This is a genomic window from Psychroflexus sp. MES1-P1E (assembly GCF_002836055.1).
Lineage (GTDB): Bacteria > Bacteroidota > Bacteroidia > Flavobacteriales > Flavobacteriaceae > Psychroflexus.
The window spans coordinates 45,181-62,303 of sequence record NZ_PJBS01000160.1 but is presented as its reverse complement, the minus strand read 5'-3'; the positions used below and the strand labels follow the sequence as shown (position 1 = coordinate 62,303).

Genomic DNA, 17,123 nt, shown 5'->3' with positions numbered 1-17,123 from the left:
AGTTGAAAATAATTAGCATAGCCTTAGTTACGGTAATTATTTTTGATAAAAAGCAGGCAAAAAAGAAACGATTTATTGCGACATTATAGGTTTAATTTGGTATTACGGTAAAAACCATAAACTCTAACCCATCAGCTATTGATAGTTAGACATTATTTCCTTGGCCTGAATGTAATAATGCCCCCCAAAAATATTGAGATGTGCCAAAATATAATAGAGTTGCCAGAGTTTGATTCGTTTTTTCCAATCTGGTTTGAGTTGAAAAGCTTCATCGTAAGCACTAAATAATCGGTCATCAAAACCCCCAAAGAGCTTCATCATGGCCAAATCCATTTCGCGAGGAGCATAAGCGACGGCAGGATCTATTAAACAAGGCTTATTCTGTGAATTGACCAGATAATTGCCAGACCACAAGTCTCCGTGAATAAGTGCTGGTGGCTCATTAGGAATCAACTGTTCTACCTTTTGGCAGAAGGAATCAAGCTCTTTAAATACATACCCTTTATCGGATGCCATTTTAAACTGAGGCATCAAGCGCTGGTGGATAAAGAATTGCGAAGCAGTCTCAAAGCTGTTATTGTATTGTTGCAAACTGCCCAAATAATTGTCTTCCTTAAAGCCAAAGGTTTCGTGAGTAGTGAGATGTAAAGCCGCCATTGCTTGCCCAAAAAGCTCCCAAAATTTATGGCTAGCTTTTCCAGATTCTCTAAACTCCACTATAAGATAAGCAGTAGTCTCAAAATCACCATATCCTAAAACTTTAGGAACATCTATCGTCCCAGTCTCCCTTAAGGCGTCTAGACCACTCATTTCCTTTTTAAACATTCCTGGAAATAGATGAGCCTTATTTATTTTAACGACGTACTTCTTATTGTGATCGTCTAAAAAATAAACTCCATTTATATCTCCGCCGCTTAAGGCTTTGATAGACTTGATGTTTAAGGAAAATTTCTCTTCAAAATGTTTTATGAGATGTGATGTAAGCATAGGCATATTTAAGTTTGAGCTTTCGAAAATACAATCTAAATATATTCATAAAAATGTGCATTTTGATTTGCTTTTTTTTTTGAATTGACGGAGTTTAATTCTTTAGTACGTCATCTACACAAAAGTCAAAAACTGATGGTAATTTCTGCTAACTAAAATACCATTTAGACTTCCATTTAAAAAAATTAACTTTGCTTAACTAATTATTTAAAGTAGTAAAGCTAAATATCTTTATCTAATACTCAATCAAACCGGATGACAGAGCCTTCTAAGGACCTAGACGATTATCTACACCAGCATTACATCCACAGGAGTAATTGGTTACGAGCAGCTGTTCTAGGAGCAAACGATGGGATTTTATCAACAGCGAGTCTCGCTATTGGTGTGGCTGCTGCTAGTGATTCGAGGGAGCCTGTTCTTATCGCTACTTTAGCAGGGTTGGTGGCTGGTGCTTTATCCATGGCTGCCGGAGAATACGTTTCGGTGAGTTCGCAAACAGATGTTGAAAACGCAGACATCGAGCGAGAAAAGATCGAGTTGGAAAAGATGCCAGAGCTAGAATTACAAAGGCTTGCCGATATTTATGAACAACGTGGCCTCTCTCAGGAAACCGCCCTAATCGTGGCCAAAGAACTCACAAAAAAAGATGCTTTGGCAGCCCATGTTAGAGATGAATTAGGAATTACCGAGATTAGTCAAGCCAAGCCCATTCAAGCTGCGATGGCATCTGGAGCTGCCTTTACTATTGGTGGAGCTCTCCCTTTTTTAGTCACCCTTTTCTTTCCCTTAGACCAGGTGGAATATGGCCTCTATGGCTCTGCTTTGTTTTTCCTTATGGTCTTAGGAGCGCTAGCAGCAAAGACTGGAGGCTCTAGTGTCACTAAAGCTATCCTTAGAATCACCTTCTGGGGCACCGTCGCCATGGGTCTAACCGCACTCGTGGGATATATGTTTAATGTGAGTGTTTAAAAAAGGGTAACAGGCGTTCTTATGGTTGAATCATTGATACTTATCTAGTAAGAGGGCCAATATTTTAAAAAAAATTAATTAAATTCACTAAGCAATTAAACTTTTTAAAGTAGTAAACTTCATCTTCTAACGATTTTTTTGAAACTAATTGAAAAGTAAATTAATTTTTAAAACCAAACTTCACATGAAATTAGAAAAAATTTTAGACAGATAAAATTCTATTGATAAAAACTATTTTATCAAAGTCATTGATAACATTATATCAAATGAACCTAAGCACATAAAATAAATTAATGAAATTCTAAGTTCTGCAGACAAAGGTTTAAAATCAGTAGATAATCAAAACATATCAAATGTTTTTTCTCTGATTGAAAATGAGTTTTTCGGCTATTTAAAATTCGAGTTTCAAAACACTTCATCCCAATTAGATATCTTGATTGATATTTTAATTCGTAATGGGAACTGCATCATGAAACAAGATTGGTTTTCAAGGTTATACGAAGTAGAAATCAAGACTATTAAAGCTAAAATCAAAAAAACTAATGAGGAGTTTCAGAATGAAAAATCAGAAATTTCAGGAGATAGAAAAAGGGACTATAGAATATATAAAGCATGTCTAAATACCGCATATGAAAATGATCTAGTTAACAATAGGGAGGCTAAAATAACCTCAGACGAATTGTCTATAAGAGTGACTCTTTCTAACGAACTTGAACTTTCCCAAGAAGAAATTAAGCTCATCAACTATTCCATACTGCCAATCAAAAAGGCAGATGTAATCGAGGTTATCACTCATCTAAAAGTTGGCGTCATATTTTATTCTAAAAAAGAGAATACACTTTTTGTAGCAGATGAGATGGTTAGGTTGCTAAGGAAGCTCAGAAAAAAAGAGGTGGCTAACAAGTGTTTAAGAAGGACACTTAGGGTACTGAGAGAGCCAATTATAAATCAAATTTCGAGAAAACATAATATAGATAAAAGTTTAAGCCACCTAGATAAGATTGAAGAAATCATCAATGAAGGCGTTTCTTTTCGGTCATTATTGATGAGTGATATTTATAAAAAGGACTCAAACCTGACAGAAAAAAAGCGAGCATTAAACGAGCTATGTGAGAAAAAATTAAATATTGAAAGTTTAATTGAATACTTTGAAAACATAGAAAAAGATGAAAACATTCAAATTTCTCTTGATGGTTTTGAGAAAATGCTTTTCGAACTCAACGAGTCCATTCCTAAATTAAATAAAGAAATTCGTTCACAATTTGAAATACAAGATGAGTTTGTTTTGAACGCAGATTTATTATTGGATTATAACATTAAGCCAAGAGATATTTTAGATTTAGTTGGGAAAGATGATTTGAAAAATTTCATACTCAATAATGGAATAAAACAAAGAGACGACGACATTTTAAATACGTTGGAAAACTATAAAGATGCAGAAAATCTCTATTTAGAAAATTATGAGAAGGTAGCTTATAGAGATTTAAAGACATTAAAGGAAAATGGTATCTCAGTAAAAGAAAGTGAACTAGGGATTAAATTTGAAGATTTAACAAAGAAGATTTTTATAGAACTTGGTTTCAATGTAGACGAAGAATTGAGAAAATCTCTAAATACTAAAAAAGACCTCATCGATATTATTTTGCATTTAGATAACGGCGACGTTATTATCATAGAATGTAAGACAAGCAAAGAAAAAGGATATAATAAATTTAGCTCTGTATCGAGACAGTTAAAATCTTATAAAAGTGTCACAGAGAAAAATAATATTCGAGTATCAAAGATATTATTAATTGCACCTGAGTTTAGCGATGATTTTATCACAGATTGTGAAATGAATATGGAATTAAATCTATCCTTAATTACAGCTTCAGCTCTTTCTAAAATTTTTGAAGCGTTTAAAACGTCAAAATATACCGAGTTTCCACATGTATTGTTTAGAGATATTGTTATCAATGAAGATCGTATTATTAAAGCTTTGACCAAATAGACAGCCAACAAATTTATTTAGAAAATATGTTTTCAGTTTTTATATAAGAAGAGGCAAAAAATGATTTTTCAGTCCGTCGTTTTTTAATCTATAAGATTATCTACCAATAAACTAACACCTAAAAATTGCGAAGTGCTTTAACCAAATTTTTACGAAGGCGTTCATTTGTGTATTTACACATTAAAACATCCTAGATCGTTTTCTGTTTGATAGCTTATAATCGCCTCTAAACAAATCGCTAATTAATAATGTTAATCAGAACACTTCTAATCTATCAAATCGGCGAGATCTCTACCCACCAGACTTCCTATAGCAACGCCCATACCGCCAAGTCTCACTCCGCAAAACACGCGAGGACTAAGTTGCTTGAGGATAGGCTTTTTCTGGGTGTGGACGCCAAGTATGCCACTCCAGCGGTGTTCTATTTCAAAATTAACGTCAGGGAGTATGGTTTGCTTGAGCAGTGTTTCCAAAGCCTCTTGCACAAGACTAGTGGAATTCAACTCAGTGGTCGTTTCACCCTTAAGATCCAAGTGCCTCCCTCCACCTAAAAGAATCCGTTGGTCTATGTTTCTGAAATAATAATAACCCTCTTCTAAATGGAACGTCCCTTTAATTTGAAGATCTTTAATGGGTTTAGTAACGAACACTTGATTTCTTGCAGGTTGCACGTTGGAAATTCCTAAAGCAGAAGCAAAACCGTTTGTAGCTATGAGTAAATTTGCTGACGTAAATGTAAAGGCATTAGTCTCAATTTTTACAGAATTTTGATCTTCAAAGTACCCTTTAACATCTACCTGATTCAAAATCTTAATGCCGAGTGTCTGAACTTTTTGAAGCAAAGCTTCCATCATCTTGCCCGTATCGATTTGCCCTTCAAACTGATTGAACCCACAAAGGTCTCGAACCTTTTGAAATCCAAAATCATGGGTTTTAAAACTAAACACGTCGGCCCCAAACATAGGCTTAAGCCATCTATTGATCTCAGGCATTTTCAACTGGCACTTCTCAAAGAGATTGCCTTCTTCAGGAAATAGCTCATAACCACCAAGAACTTGATAATCTAGACCAGAGTCTCCTATAGTACTTCTTAAGAGGCTAAGGCCATCTACGCGCTTTTTAACCAGATTAACCACTTCCTCTTCAGTATGAGAGTTTAAATCGGACAGGAGCTCACTAAGACTTCCAAAACAGGCAAAGCCAGCATTTTTGGTACTCGCTCCTTGAGGGAGCATTCCTTTTTCTAAAACAAGAATCTTAGCTTTAGGAAAACGTCGTTTGAGTTGCAGAGCGCAGTTCAATCCTACAATACCACTTCCTACAACGGTGAAGTCTACATTGGTAAGCCAAGATTTATATTCCCAATAAGATAAATTCATATAACAAATAAAACTCTTTTCAAGCAATCACTGCCTAAAAAGAGTTTTAATTGTAATGAAATAAAATTGTATTTACTCGATGATGATTTTTTTAGTCATAGATCTAGAGCCGTCACCCACCTCTAAGAGGTAAACTCCCGACGCTAAATTATGTAAATCTAAAGTTTGATTAAACTGCCCAGAAGTCTCATAGGTTTTCTGAACAAGAGTACGTCCTCGGATATCAAAAACCTTCAGCTGGACTGCTGTACTTGTTGCAGTGCCAAATTGAATAGTAAATTCTCCTTGACTTGGGTTTGGAAAAACAGAAAAGTCTTCTAGAGCAAAAGAGTTCTGGTTTAAAGTAGTTTTTACATTAATCGTGTAATCTTCTACTTCAGCATCGTGCCCATTTTCGCAAGAAAGCGGAAAGTTATTTGCTCCACTTGGGGTATATTTTGTCGTGACCCGCATAGTCGTATTTCCTAAGACAGCACTGGAAGGAACACTAAACAATAAAGGAGACCCTGAGGTAGGTTGATTAAACAAATTAGCTGAGGTACCCAAATCATATTGCTCACCTGCATCATCAAAACTACAGTTTTGATTCCAATCTATCCATACATAAGTAATAATCTGAAAGGCTCCATCACTATTGGCATTTACAGTAAATTCATAGTCAGAATTTATATTCAAATCTGTAATAATATCTGTATAATCGCTGTATCCAGATGGCTTGCCAGTATTCAGATTGCTTAAAATATCTGTATCCCCATCATTAATAATAACTCCCGTTGTACTGGTTTCGTATGTAGTATTGGCTACAGATGCACAACCTCCATTAAGGATGTTAAGATTTACACTCACAGAATTTGTAATAGAAGCAGATTCTCCTGTAACGTCAATTGTATAATTTCCTGGATTTAGTTCTAAAAGATTAGACACTTCTAACGTAAACACTCCATCCGCATCCAAACTGGCTGGGGTAAAATTATAGCTAGCTTGGTTAGGTCCGCTAGCACTAAACGTAGTTGTTTCTGAAAATCCATTGGAAGTAATAAACTCGAACTCGAAACTAGCAAAATCTGAATTACAAATAGTTTGATCACCGTTTAAAGCATTAATATTAAAATCTTGTGTGGTATTGACATCAAAAACATCCGATACAGAATAAAAAATATGGTCTGCAGCTTCTACTAATATTCTAGCCTCAGTTGTATTTTCAATATTTGGTAATGTGATTTCTGCAGATCCTGAGTTAGGAACCCCTTCAGCTAAAATAGTAGAGAAATCTATTCCATCTTCAGAAAAATAAATAGTAACAGCCTCGCAACTGATTGGAGCTATATCAGTTTCGCCAACCGTCCAATTAACAGTTTGGGTAGACCCAGGCGCCCATGTTGGTGGAGTCTGAACTTCGAATGGTGTCGTTTCTACCACACTAATAACCACTTGATCTGAACTTGAGTTCCCTCCTAGTATAGAATTATCTCTTACTGTTAGTAAGAAATCCATAGTCCTAGCTACAGATGGGACGACCTCCCAAGTAGAGGATAGGGAACCCGATAGCACTGTACTAAATTCTGGCATAAATCGATCTGGAGATGTCGTTGGGGATAAGGACCGGAAAGCAGGTCCTGCCGTTGACGTAGATTGAGGAGGCATAGGGGCTGGAGTAGCATCACTTTGTTCCCATGTATAAGTCAAAACATCGTCTGTATCTTCATCGGTAGCCGAGCCCTTCAAAATAAAAGCTGTAGATTTTGGAATAAAATAATTTGGACCAGCGTCAGCAACAGGAGCTACATTTCCTGAGGGAGTTTTTTCTCCACAATTACTTGAATTCCCTTGAGAAATATTAATCCACATTTCTTTAAGGTTATCACCATTAAAGTAGTCATCGCTATTGTTTTGAACATTAGGGGAGCAAATACCGGCATACCCCATAATGGTGGAGGCGCTACCTGGTTCTACAGAAACAGAGGATCGATTACAATTATTATTTTGAGTATGATTTCCACCATATTGATGCCCCATTTCATGGGCAACATAATCCACATCAAAAGTATCACCTACGGGCGACGATTGTCCTGTAACTCCACCAGCTTTAATATTTGTACATGGCGAATTAAGATAAGCAACTCCACCCCCTCCTGTACTAAACACATGACCAATATCATAATTTGCTGTTCCTATATTATCATCACAAACTTGTTGGTTTTGACTTAGCATAGCACCACCACTATTATTGGTGAAAGGATCAGAATTAGTGTCTGGACCAAGAAAAATAATACTTTCATTCCGAACCATCACCATCGTTAAACCTAAATCCCTTTCATAAATTCCGTTCACTCGAGTCATTGTTGTATTCATAGCTGCTATAACCTCTTGCAAAGTACCCCCATGAAATTGAGAATATTCTACCGTACACGCTAAAGCCAACCTATAGGTTCTTAATTGACCATCATCTGCATTCTTTAAAGTATTATACTCTTCATCAGAAATAGTAGACTCAGACATTAGAGATTCTGTATGACATTTGAAATCATCTTCCACTGGATCAGAAGCTGAATTGACATAACTGATGTAAGTCCCCGAATTTTTAATGTAAGGCTCTATGAACACAGTTTTTTTATCGGATAATACCATAGAACTTAACCCCTTTTCCTCAGATAAACTAAACCGAAGCATAGCCGAAGGATTATCAATTCCTTGGCCTACAAAAGATCTGGTCATAGGGAATTGAGATTGGAGCTCTGGCGTCATTACCGAAGCTTCCATGACTTTATATAATTCTATTTCCCCTTCAGCATTTGGAAATCCTAGTATGGTGGTCGACTTTTTTGTAAGGCCGCGTTTAGGTATATTTTCTAAACTTACTTTAAGACCTTGAAGGTCTAGTTTCAATAAACTACTTATCTCTGGAATTGCCTTTGTGAAAACAACCTCTTGAGAGTTATTTGTTTCTTTTTCAGAAGAACTCCAAAAGGACACACCTTCTTGAGAAAATCCAAAATTTGAAATTAATGCCGCAAAAACGACAAATAATATTTTTTTAAAGTTAAATTGTTTCATGATATGTAGCCTATTTTATTTATATTGTTAAATTAGATAGTAAACATAATAATTATTAAATTGGTATTAATGAATTTGAGATTTTTATTTTTAGTGGTTATTAGCACTGTATTACTTGCTTGTCAGTCACAAAAAGGTCTAAACGCTGAAGATGAAAAGGGAGAGACCTTTTCTACCTTCTGCCCCGAAGACGGAAACTGTACTTTCGAGGTTTTAACCAACTCAAGCTTAAGCCTACTTACAGATGGTATTGGTCAACTCTATCCACAGGTTAAAAAAGGAAACAAAACAGTACTAAAATTTGAATACAAGCGCAATGTAGATCCTCGCATTGCCGATGGTGGATATACTGAAATTGTATACGCCGAAATTGACCCTAAAACTGAAGACCTAAGTTTAAGCGATGAGCAACTTTCCTCAGCTAATGTTGTATTTGGACGTTTATGCTTTTGCAAAGGTCAAGCTGGTTATTTTCGAATTGACCAAGGAACTTTGGTGATTTCAACCGCTAAGGATCAATCCAAAACCTATGCGTTTACCTTTACAACAGATAAAGTCCCTCAACGCCTCACTCACTTTTCTGTGACACGATAGTTGATTTACGAAACTAAACTATAAAAATAGATGTACCCGCTTAATCAATTAAAATCAAAACCAGATCTTTATTTTTTGGGGTTGGATTTCAATTTTAGATATAACCTTCAGTTATCATCCCACTCCAGACGCCACATAAAACTAACTCAGACTTAAAGCTAGCCATCTCAAAAGCATCAAGGCTTTACGAGTTAAAATCAGAAGAAATTAAAGATTATATCCTATACTAAACAACACTATCCTTGGTAGAATAAAAGTTCTTAAGTCCGATATAATGTAAGAAGTAAAGGAATTCTGGTTTTTGAATTGGACATCAAAAACATTTTGAGCTTCAATCTTAAAGCTCCAAGCACTGCTTTTTTTTTGATACAGCAAAGAGGCGTTGGCAATTTCATAAGAATTGCTTTGGTCCAAAGTTTCATTTCTGTAGGTGTAAGAGGTAAAGTCGGCTGAAGCGATAAATCCATCTAAAAAATCATAATCAAAATTTATAAAAGCCTCGGTGGTGACAAAATTAGTCGTGTTATTCCCTAATGAGAAGTTTCCAAAATTTTGCCTCCAGCCTACTTCAATAATAGGCCAGTCATCATAAAGCGTTTTTGCTGAAAAGTTATAGGAAGTGTTGCTGTTTTGATTTTCAACCTCGAGATCGTTGACGAACTGTAAGTAAGTGGTATTGGTGTAACGCAGTCCAGTTTGGAGATTGATCTGACTTACCTTTTTGCTCACTCGACCACTCAAACCCCAAGTTTCTGAGGAGTTATCTACAAGAAAAGGAGTTACCACCAGATTGATGCCTTCGTAATTCACATTATCAACTATTCCTTCTACCTGTTTGGAATAATTGGCCGTAGCATAAATCCCAAAACCTCGATAACCTTTGGATTTGGTGAAGCGTAGATTCAAATCGTGCCTCAAGGTATTTTCCAAAGTTGTATTTCCACTAAACACACTGTTATAACTTTGTAAATAAAACCGATTGGCAAATTGAGAAGCATCCGAAAAGGAAGATTTCAATTCATAATTGAGCTGTAAGGTCTCGCTTCTAGTGATTTCTACTTTGGCTGTCAAATTAGGTAAAAGCACAAATTTATCTCGAACGGATGTGTTTTCTTGGTCTGGATTCCAGCGGTAATGGTGCACAAATGCCCCTTGATCGAAAGTAAAAATTCCTGTTCTAAATTTATAGAAAATCCCAGCAAAAGCATCATTCAACCTAAAATTAAAATCATTATTGAATCCTGCTTCTCCAAAATTATTTTGAGCAGCGTCATAAAGCTCTTGAGCATCATCGGTAAAAAACGTCTGATTCAAATTGACATTTCCGATGGTAGAATAGATATGATTATTACGATTAAGTACCCAATAGTGTTTAAAAATAGACTTGATCTGGTTTTTCTCAGTTTGTTTGAACTGATTGATGCTTATACTCGGCTCATCCACAATGGGAATAAGTCCTGCCAAAATATCGTCGTTGGTTTGCCAAAGCGTTCTTGGAGTTAATTTATCGTAGGTGTAATCAATTACTCCAGAAAAGGAATGTGTTCTGGATTCTTTTCTATGCCATTCTACGGTTTGATTGAAGAAAGTTTGGTCTCCAAATCGATTGTTTAGAAATAAATTTGAAACGGTATCGACTTCAGAAGAGATGGAGTTGCTGTACTGGTCATCTGCACTTTTGAATTGAGACCTTAAATGCCACTGGTCTTTATAATTTGGCGTAAAAATAGCATTGAAACTCCCCATGGCGAGTTGATTATTGGTAGCTGTGGCTATAGACCTGTCTTCCGTAAAGGTGTTGTATTCATTGGTTGATTCTACCAAAGTACTTTCTTTGGTTTTAGAAAAAATACCATAACCAGTAATGTTCAATTTATTATTCACTTCTTGAGTGAAATTGATAGCGCCAAATTTGCGATCACTCTCTATGACATCTTCTTTTTCCAAAAAATCTGAAAAATCATCGTAGGAATCGCCAAAGGAAGTACTCCCCTTATCAAAAATAGAGTTCATGCCTTCTTGAAAGCTAAAAAATTGGTCGTAAGTAAACACGCGGTTTCTTACATTATTGAGGTTACCTATGACATTAAGTGTTGTTTTGGGACTGTAGTAAAACAGGTTGCTTTGGGTATTATAAAACTCGTCGTTGCCCACTCCTGCTTCTACATCGCCAAAAACAAAATCTTTTTTATCGTCCTCAAGTTTAATATTCATCGCCATGTCCTCGCTTTCTTGGAAATCTTTGAGCATAGCAATTTCATTATAATTATCCAGGACTTCTACTTGTTTTACAGCATCGGCGGGAATATTATCTACCGCTAACTTGGTTCCACCGCCAAAGAATTTTTTATTCTCTACTAGCATGTGGGTTATCTTTTTCCCATTAACGGTAATGCCACCATTTCTATCTACCTCTACGCCCGGTAATTTTTTAAGAATATCTTTCAGTTTACGTTCTTCTCCTGTTGTTAGTTGATTAACATTGTAAGTAATGGTGTCTTTTTTGACCACCATAGGCATGTCCAGAATCACTTCCTTTAGATTTTCTGCACTTTGCTTTAAGACAATATCTTTGACCTGATCCTCATTAAGTTTTATCTCAAAACTTTGCTTAGCATAGCCTAGATAATTAGCCGTAACGGTATAAAGTATGCTCTTAAGATTTAGACGGTAACGCCCTTTATCATCTGTAATAGCAAACTTAATTTGTTGCAGAGAATCTTTGGGCTCGGCAAGAATAGTGACGTTGACCAAAGGTCGATTAAGACTGTCTTTAACTGTACCTTTTAATGAGTTTTGGGTATAAGAATTGTTAAATGGAAAAAGGACAAAACAGACAAGTAAATTGAAACATATTTTCATTTAAATATCTATCTCTTATTATAGTCTTTCATCTTCTCAGCAATTCTTTTTGTCATTTCTTCATGAGAAATTACTTTTTCATCCTTTCCAACCCTTTTAATTTTCAATTTATCTCCATCAGGATTTAAGTTGATTTTTGTCGCAGTAATTGTAAATTCTTTACGTTCTACTTGAAGCACAAGACCAGGTAAACCAACATAATTTTTGGGTCCATATTTATATGGAATATCAGGTGTAAACCAAGCGACAACCTCTCTATCATAATAATGACCCTGCCTACTATATAGAGTTTCAGTAGTAGTTGCCTTATAGCATTTAAAGTCACCTATCATTTTGGTTTCGTTAGCAATCTCCCAATCTAGCGGTTTGTGAGCAACATATCCAAAACTTCTGCTATCTTCAACAAGTTGTTTAGCTGTTAAATTGTAGTAATATGGCGCTAAGCCTGCTTTACTCCCTAAATTATACTGCTCATTTTCTAGAGACTTATCCTTAAAATAATAAGATTTATCTTCTGTAAAATGTAATTCATAATAGTCGGGTTCTGCGTTTTTATACATTTGAATAACACTCTGTTTGGTATTCATGTCAATATCTTTTTCCTTAATGTCTTCTATAAAGTCTTTTCTGTGTTTTATATTCATCTCAGCAGTGTACTTAATAATACCATTTTCTATTTGAGCTTGACTTGTTAATGAGAATGTTATAATAAAAATTATTAAAAATTTCATGGCTTTAAAATTTAAAGCTGTCATTAATACATGACAGCTTGTTAAACTAATTAACTTATTGTGATAGATTTTGTATTTATTGTGATCAACCTCCACATCCATTTCTAATCATGCAAGTATCGAAGTCCCCGAAATCACTTGGGTTAGCATAATGACATATTGTATGCATAGTGCCACAAGGTACTCTATATGCTTCAGAATCAATTGTACTAGAGGTGCCAGCAAATGTTGCTGAACCTCTAGCCAATAAAAATACTGTTCCTAAAAAGGAATTTTTTAATAATTTCATAATTAAAATTTTAAGAACTCTAAGAATTGAGTTCGATTAAACATTTATTTTAAAAACATTTGACAACTCATAAACCCAATTTATTTTAAGAGCTATCAAATAAAAAACAGTACTGCTAGAGTTGCAACTCTATGTCATTTAACTCTCTAAATTGGAAATGAGAATTAAATAACAATACTAATCTAAAAAAAAAAACATAGCTGGCTTTCGCAAAATGTTAAATATTTAAGTTTTAACATTTTTTTATACTGTTGTTATTTCATTAATATTGCTTTTATAAACTCCATCTTACCTCTTATTATAATCTTTCATCATCTCAGCAATTCGCTCATTCATTTCTTTTTGAGAAATTACTTTTTCATCCTCGCCAACCCGTTTGATTTTCAATTTATCTTTATCAATATTTAAGTTGATTTTAGTAGCTGTGATTGTAAATTCTTTACGTTCTACCTCCAATACTAATCCAGGAAGACCGGTATAATGCTCTGGTCCAAATTTCACTGGTATTTCTGGGGTAAACCAAGCTACTATATCTCTATTGTAATAATAACCTTGACGGCTGTAAAGCGTTTCTGTAGTGGTTGCTTTATAACATTTAAACTCTCCTATCATTTTACTTTCATTATTACTTTTCCAGTCTAATGGTTCGTGAGATATATTACCCATCTTAGAATTGATTTCGATAATTCTATTAATTTTAGAATTATTGTAATAAAGGAACAAACCAGCTTTACTTCTTACAAAATAAATATTCCTTTTTACTAATGCATTTTTTATAAAATAATACGAATCATTTTTTTGAAAATGCAATTCGTAATAATCAGGTACGCGATTATTATAAGACTGAATTACTTTTTGCTTGATATTAATATCAGGATCACTCTTTATGTTTTCAATAAATTCTCTAATATGATTTTTATTTAATTCTGTAGTATAATTGATAATTCCAGAAGAAACTTGAGAGAATGATACAGCACTAAACATTAGAACTACTCCTAGAATAGTCTTCATACCAATAGGTTTTTAATGTAGATTATTGAACCTAATTAAAAAAATAGCAATTAACAACTACATTAGTTAATATTAAAAATGCAGTGGATTTACAATCCTAGATTAAGCCTTTAGATTTTATCTCACTCTGGATGACAGCTTAAGTTTGCAAAAATTTGAAACTGGATATCTCAACGGGTTTAAACATGCTGTGTCAAAATCAGAAGAAATTATAACAGCTATTAATTCGAAAAACCCAATTGCTTAGCAAAAGCACTGAAAATGAAATCCCAAGTCAATAAAAAAACTATTTTTGTGTTTTTAAATTATAGCTATGTCCTTAAAGAAAGCCTCTCTTCTTATCCTACTCATTTTATTGATAGACCAAGTGTCTAAAATATATATAAAGACCCACTTTATGCTGGGGCAAGAAATTGACGTTTTAGGATGGTTCCGTATCCTCTTTGTTGAAAATGACGGGATGGCGTGGGGAGCTAAAATCCCTGGATCTTACGGTAAAATCATCCTTACCTCGTTTAGAATTGTAGCCGTTAGCTTAATTAGCTATTGGTTGTGGGATACCATAAGGAAAAAATCTCCAAAAATTTTAATCATTTCAGTTTCTTTAATCCTTGCTGGCGCGATTGGAAACATTATCGATTCTGTATTTTATGGTGTAATTTTCGATAGCAGCTTAGGTCAAATCGCCACCCTTTTTGCCGATGAACCTTACGGAGAATTGCTAAAAGGAAAAGTGGTTGATATGCTTTACTTCCCTATGTATAGTGACATATTACCCAACTGGGTTCCCATTTGGGGAGGTGAGTATTTTGTATTCTTTGAGCCAGTCTTCAATATCGCCGATACGGCCATTAGTACTGGATTTGGACTTTTGGTGGTGTTCAACAAAAAAGCTTTCCCAAAAGATAAGTAGTCTATAGAGTTTGCGGTTCTATTTTCAACATGAGTTTATAGGCTTCTAGTTTATCCTCTGGCTTAATTGGATAGGGTTCTATATTTTTAAGATACACCTTATGAGAGTCTGTAGAAAGAATTACCCTGTTGAAACCCAGTGCAGGAACGCTTATTCGATACTGCTCGGTGTCTATCGCATTGTTAATTTCTATTACAATATTGACTTCACCAGGCCAGACACATGTCACTTGTTTTGGACAACGCCCATCGCTTTCTACTGCGGTAAACGTTAAGGTATAAGCCCCCACCTCAACGTGATCCAGAAGATTAACCTTAGTCAAAATCTCTGGCACTTCTATTTTTTTTTCAGTTTCTATTGTATTTTTTTCTGAATTTTGAGCATTTAGACTGCAGGTTATAGACAGAACACCTAGAAAAAACAGGTACAATTTCATAAGTCGTATGGGGTTTAGGTTTCTAAAACTAAATATAAGTCAAAAAATTTAGCCTAAGCCTACATCTAAAGTCATCATAACTACAAAACCTCCTATAAAACCGAGGGTGGACAAATCTATATTCCGAGCTTGTTGAGACTCGGGGACGACTTCTTCTATCACCACAAAAATCATAGCTCCAGCTGCAAAACAGAGGGCATAAGGCAAAATAGGTTCAAAAGTCAAAACTGCCCAAGCACCGATGACTGCGGCCACAGGCTCTACAATGGCAGATAAATGACCGTAATTAAAACTTTTCCAACGCGATAATCCAAGTCCGCGCAACGGCATAGCCACCGCAAAGCCTTCAGGAAAATTTTGTAAACCAATACCAATCGCCAAAGCCACAGCACCCCCAATACTAGCCCCTTCTATTCCTGCTGCAGCACCTCCAAACAAGACACCAACCGCAAGCCCTTCTGGGATATTATGTAAGGTAATCGCAAGCGTCAATAAAACAGATTTATGCCATTTGGTTTTTACACCCTCTTTTCTATCTTCCTTAAAGTTTATGTGCAAGTGTGGCAATACTTTATCCAATCCAAAAATAAAAAGGGCGCCGAGTGAAAAACCCACCACAGCGGGAATCACTTTTATAAATCCTTCGCCATCGCTCATTTCTATACCTGGCGCTAAAAGACTCCAAAAGCTCGCAGCTACCATAACCCCTCCAGTAAAGCCTAGCATTCCATCAAATAACTTACGATTCATAGACTTAAAGAAAAATACCAAGGAAGCCCCCAGTCCGGTTACCAACCACGTAAAAGTGGTCGCAACTAAGGCAGCAGTAATAGGATCTATTGATTCAAAATAAGCAATGATTTCTTTCATACTATTGTTTTATATAAATATTGACAGCCACCATAGGTGAAACTCTTAAACTTTTTCCATCTGTCTGTATTAACATGGATTCATCAAACTCTTCTTTATCTAAAACCTGAATGGTTTTCCCTAAAGCAATACTGTTTTTATCTAGATATTTTAAAAATTCGGAAGAGGTATCTTTTACACCGACCAAAGTGCCGTGTTCCCCTTTAGATAGGTTGGAGAGTAAAATTTTATTGGCCACATGAAAATCACCTTTAGCGTCTGGTATGGGATCCCCGTGTGGATCTCTTTTCGGATACTTCAGGAACTTATCGAGTTCGGTGATCAGTTTATCAGATTTGATGTGCTCTAGCTGTTCCGCAACTTCATGGACCTCATCCCAAGAAAAACTTAGTTTATCGACTAAAAACACTTCCCACAATCTATGTTTTCTAACAATCTGCAAAGCTGTTTTTCGTCCACTATCCGACAAATACACTCCTTGGTATTTTTTGTATATAACCAGATTTTTTTCAGAGAGCTTCTTTACCATATCGGTCACAGAAGAGGCTTTGGTTTGCATTTCTTCAGCGAGAGCGTTGGTATTTACTCCAGACTTAGACGTCTTTTGTAAATGTAGAATGGCCTTCAGGTAATTTTCTTCGGATAAGGAAAACATAGTTTAATTATAAGCAGTGCAAAAGTATGGTTTTATTTTTAGTTTTGTCTAAAAATAAATTACAGATACATTAAATTTAAACTTTTAGTCCTAATACCTTTAATTTATTCGCCTGTGTTTTCTCAGTTGGGATCTGTGGAAGGTCGACTTATTTTTGAAGACAACGCAGGACTTTCGGCAACGGTAACCTTATACCAGATTAAACTTATGTCGACCATTTATCCATATTGAGAGCATTGAATATTCCGAATCCTGATCGAAATAGTATACTTAGCCTAAGGTTTTTATTTTATTAGGCAAGAGGCTTATTCTTTATTGAGAAAGAAGTTCCGAGGCTTAGTTATAGGAAGACAAAACTAGGTTTATTTGTTATCTCTGAATGC

General features: G+C 35.3%; 14 protein-coding genes. 4 read left to right on the top strand and 10 right to left on the bottom strand.

Features of this window, described 5'->3' with window-relative positions; genetic code table 11:
- Window positions 1–135: 135 nt before the first annotated feature.
- Window positions 136–987 carry a fructosamine kinase family protein gene (locus CXF67_RS07000; protein WP_102088104.1) on the bottom strand — a complete coding sequence of 284 codons (852 nt, stop codon included), beginning with the start codon at window positions 985–987 and terminating at the stop codon, window positions 136–138.
- 255 nt (window positions 988–1,242) lie between these two features.
- Between CXF67_RS07000 and CXF67_RS06995 the strand changes: the two genes are divergently transcribed.
- Together CXF67_RS06995 and CXF67_RS06990 are read left to right on the top strand one after the other, a co-directional pair.
- A complete protein-coding gene (locus CXF67_RS06995) occupies window positions 1,243–1,956 on the top strand; it encodes a VIT1/CCC1 transporter family protein (protein WP_102088102.1) in 714 nt (237 codons plus the stop codon).
- A 469-nt stretch (window positions 1,957–2,425) separates the two neighbouring features.
- Window positions 2,426–3,946: a hypothetical protein gene (locus CXF67_RS06990; RefSeq protein WP_308302178.1), complete on the top strand. Its 1,521-nt coding sequence runs from the start codon at window positions 2,426–2,428 to the stop codon at window positions 3,944–3,946.
- Between the two features lie 266 nt (window positions 3,947–4,212).
- Here CXF67_RS06990 and CXF67_RS06985 read toward each other — a convergent pair whose 3' ends face one another.
- Entirely contained in the window at window positions 4,213–5,325 is a 1,113-nt protein-coding gene (locus tag CXF67_RS06985; RefSeq protein WP_102088101.1) for an NAD(P)/FAD-dependent oxidoreductase, read from the bottom strand.
- Window positions 5,326–5,397: 72 nt separating this feature from the next.
- Entirely contained in the window at window positions 5,398–8,379 is a 2,982-nt protein-coding gene (locus CXF67_RS06980; RefSeq protein WP_102088100.1) for a zinc-dependent metalloprotease, read from the bottom strand.
- 69 nt (window positions 8,380–8,448) lie between these two features.
- Here CXF67_RS06980 and CXF67_RS06975 point away from each other — a divergent pair, with 69 nt between their 5' ends.
- Window positions 8,449–8,973, top strand: a complete 525-nt coding sequence (locus tag CXF67_RS06975) for a hypothetical protein (RefSeq protein WP_102088099.1) — start codon at window positions 8,449–8,451, stop codon at window positions 8,971–8,973.
- A gap of 207 nt (window positions 8,974–9,180) precedes the next feature.
- Here the strand turns inward: CXF67_RS06975 and CXF67_RS06970 are convergent, their stop codons facing one another.
- From CXF67_RS06970 to CXF67_RS06955, 4 genes are all read right to left on the bottom strand, one after another.
- A complete protein-coding gene (locus CXF67_RS06970; protein ID WP_102088098.1) occupies window positions 9,181–11,835 on the bottom strand; it encodes a TonB-dependent receptor in 2,655 nt (884 codons plus the stop codon).
- A gap of 8 nt (window positions 11,836–11,843) precedes the next feature.
- On the bottom strand, window positions 11,844–12,566 hold the full coding sequence (locus tag CXF67_RS06965; RefSeq protein WP_180957913.1) for a GLPGLI family protein: 723 nt from the start codon (window positions 12,564–12,566) through the stop codon (window positions 11,844–11,846).
- Window positions 12,567–12,651: 85 nt separating this feature from the next.
- Window positions 12,652–12,855, bottom strand: coding sequence for a hypothetical protein (locus CXF67_RS06960; protein WP_102088096.1), 204 nt, complete (start codon window positions 12,853–12,855; stop codon window positions 12,652–12,654).
- Between the two features lie 288 nt (window positions 12,856–13,143).
- Window positions 13,144–13,866: a GLPGLI family protein gene (locus tag CXF67_RS06955; protein ID WP_102088095.1), complete on the bottom strand. Its 723-nt coding sequence runs from the start codon at window positions 13,864–13,866 to the stop codon at window positions 13,144–13,146.
- Window positions 13,867–14,179: 313 nt separating this feature from the next.
- On the opposite strand from CXF67_RS06955, the gene CXF67_RS06950 reads away from it, so the two are divergent.
- Window positions 14,180–14,779, top strand: coding sequence for a lipoprotein signal peptidase (locus CXF67_RS06950; protein ID WP_102088094.1), 600 nt, complete (start codon window positions 14,180–14,182; stop codon window positions 14,777–14,779).
- A 1-nt stretch (window position 14,780) separates the two neighbouring features.
- On the opposite strand, the gene CXF67_RS06945 is transcribed toward CXF67_RS06950, so the two are convergent.
- From CXF67_RS06945 to CXF67_RS06935, 3 genes are read right to left on the bottom strand one after another with little or no spacing between them, the layout of a single operon-like run.
- On the bottom strand, window positions 14,781–15,215 hold the full coding sequence (locus tag CXF67_RS06945; protein ID WP_102088093.1) for a hypothetical protein: 435 nt from the start codon (window positions 15,213–15,215) through the stop codon (window positions 14,781–14,783).
- Between the two features lie 48 nt (window positions 15,216–15,263).
- Entirely contained in the window at window positions 15,264–16,085 is an 822-nt protein-coding gene (locus tag CXF67_RS06940; protein WP_102088092.1) for a ZIP family metal transporter, read from the bottom strand.
- A 1-nt stretch (window position 16,086) separates the two neighbouring features.
- Window positions 16,087–16,740, bottom strand: a complete 654-nt coding sequence (locus tag CXF67_RS06935; RefSeq protein ID WP_102088091.1) for a metal-dependent transcriptional regulator — start codon at window positions 16,738–16,740, stop codon at window positions 16,087–16,089.
- Window positions 16,741–17,123 lie beyond the last annotated feature (383 nt).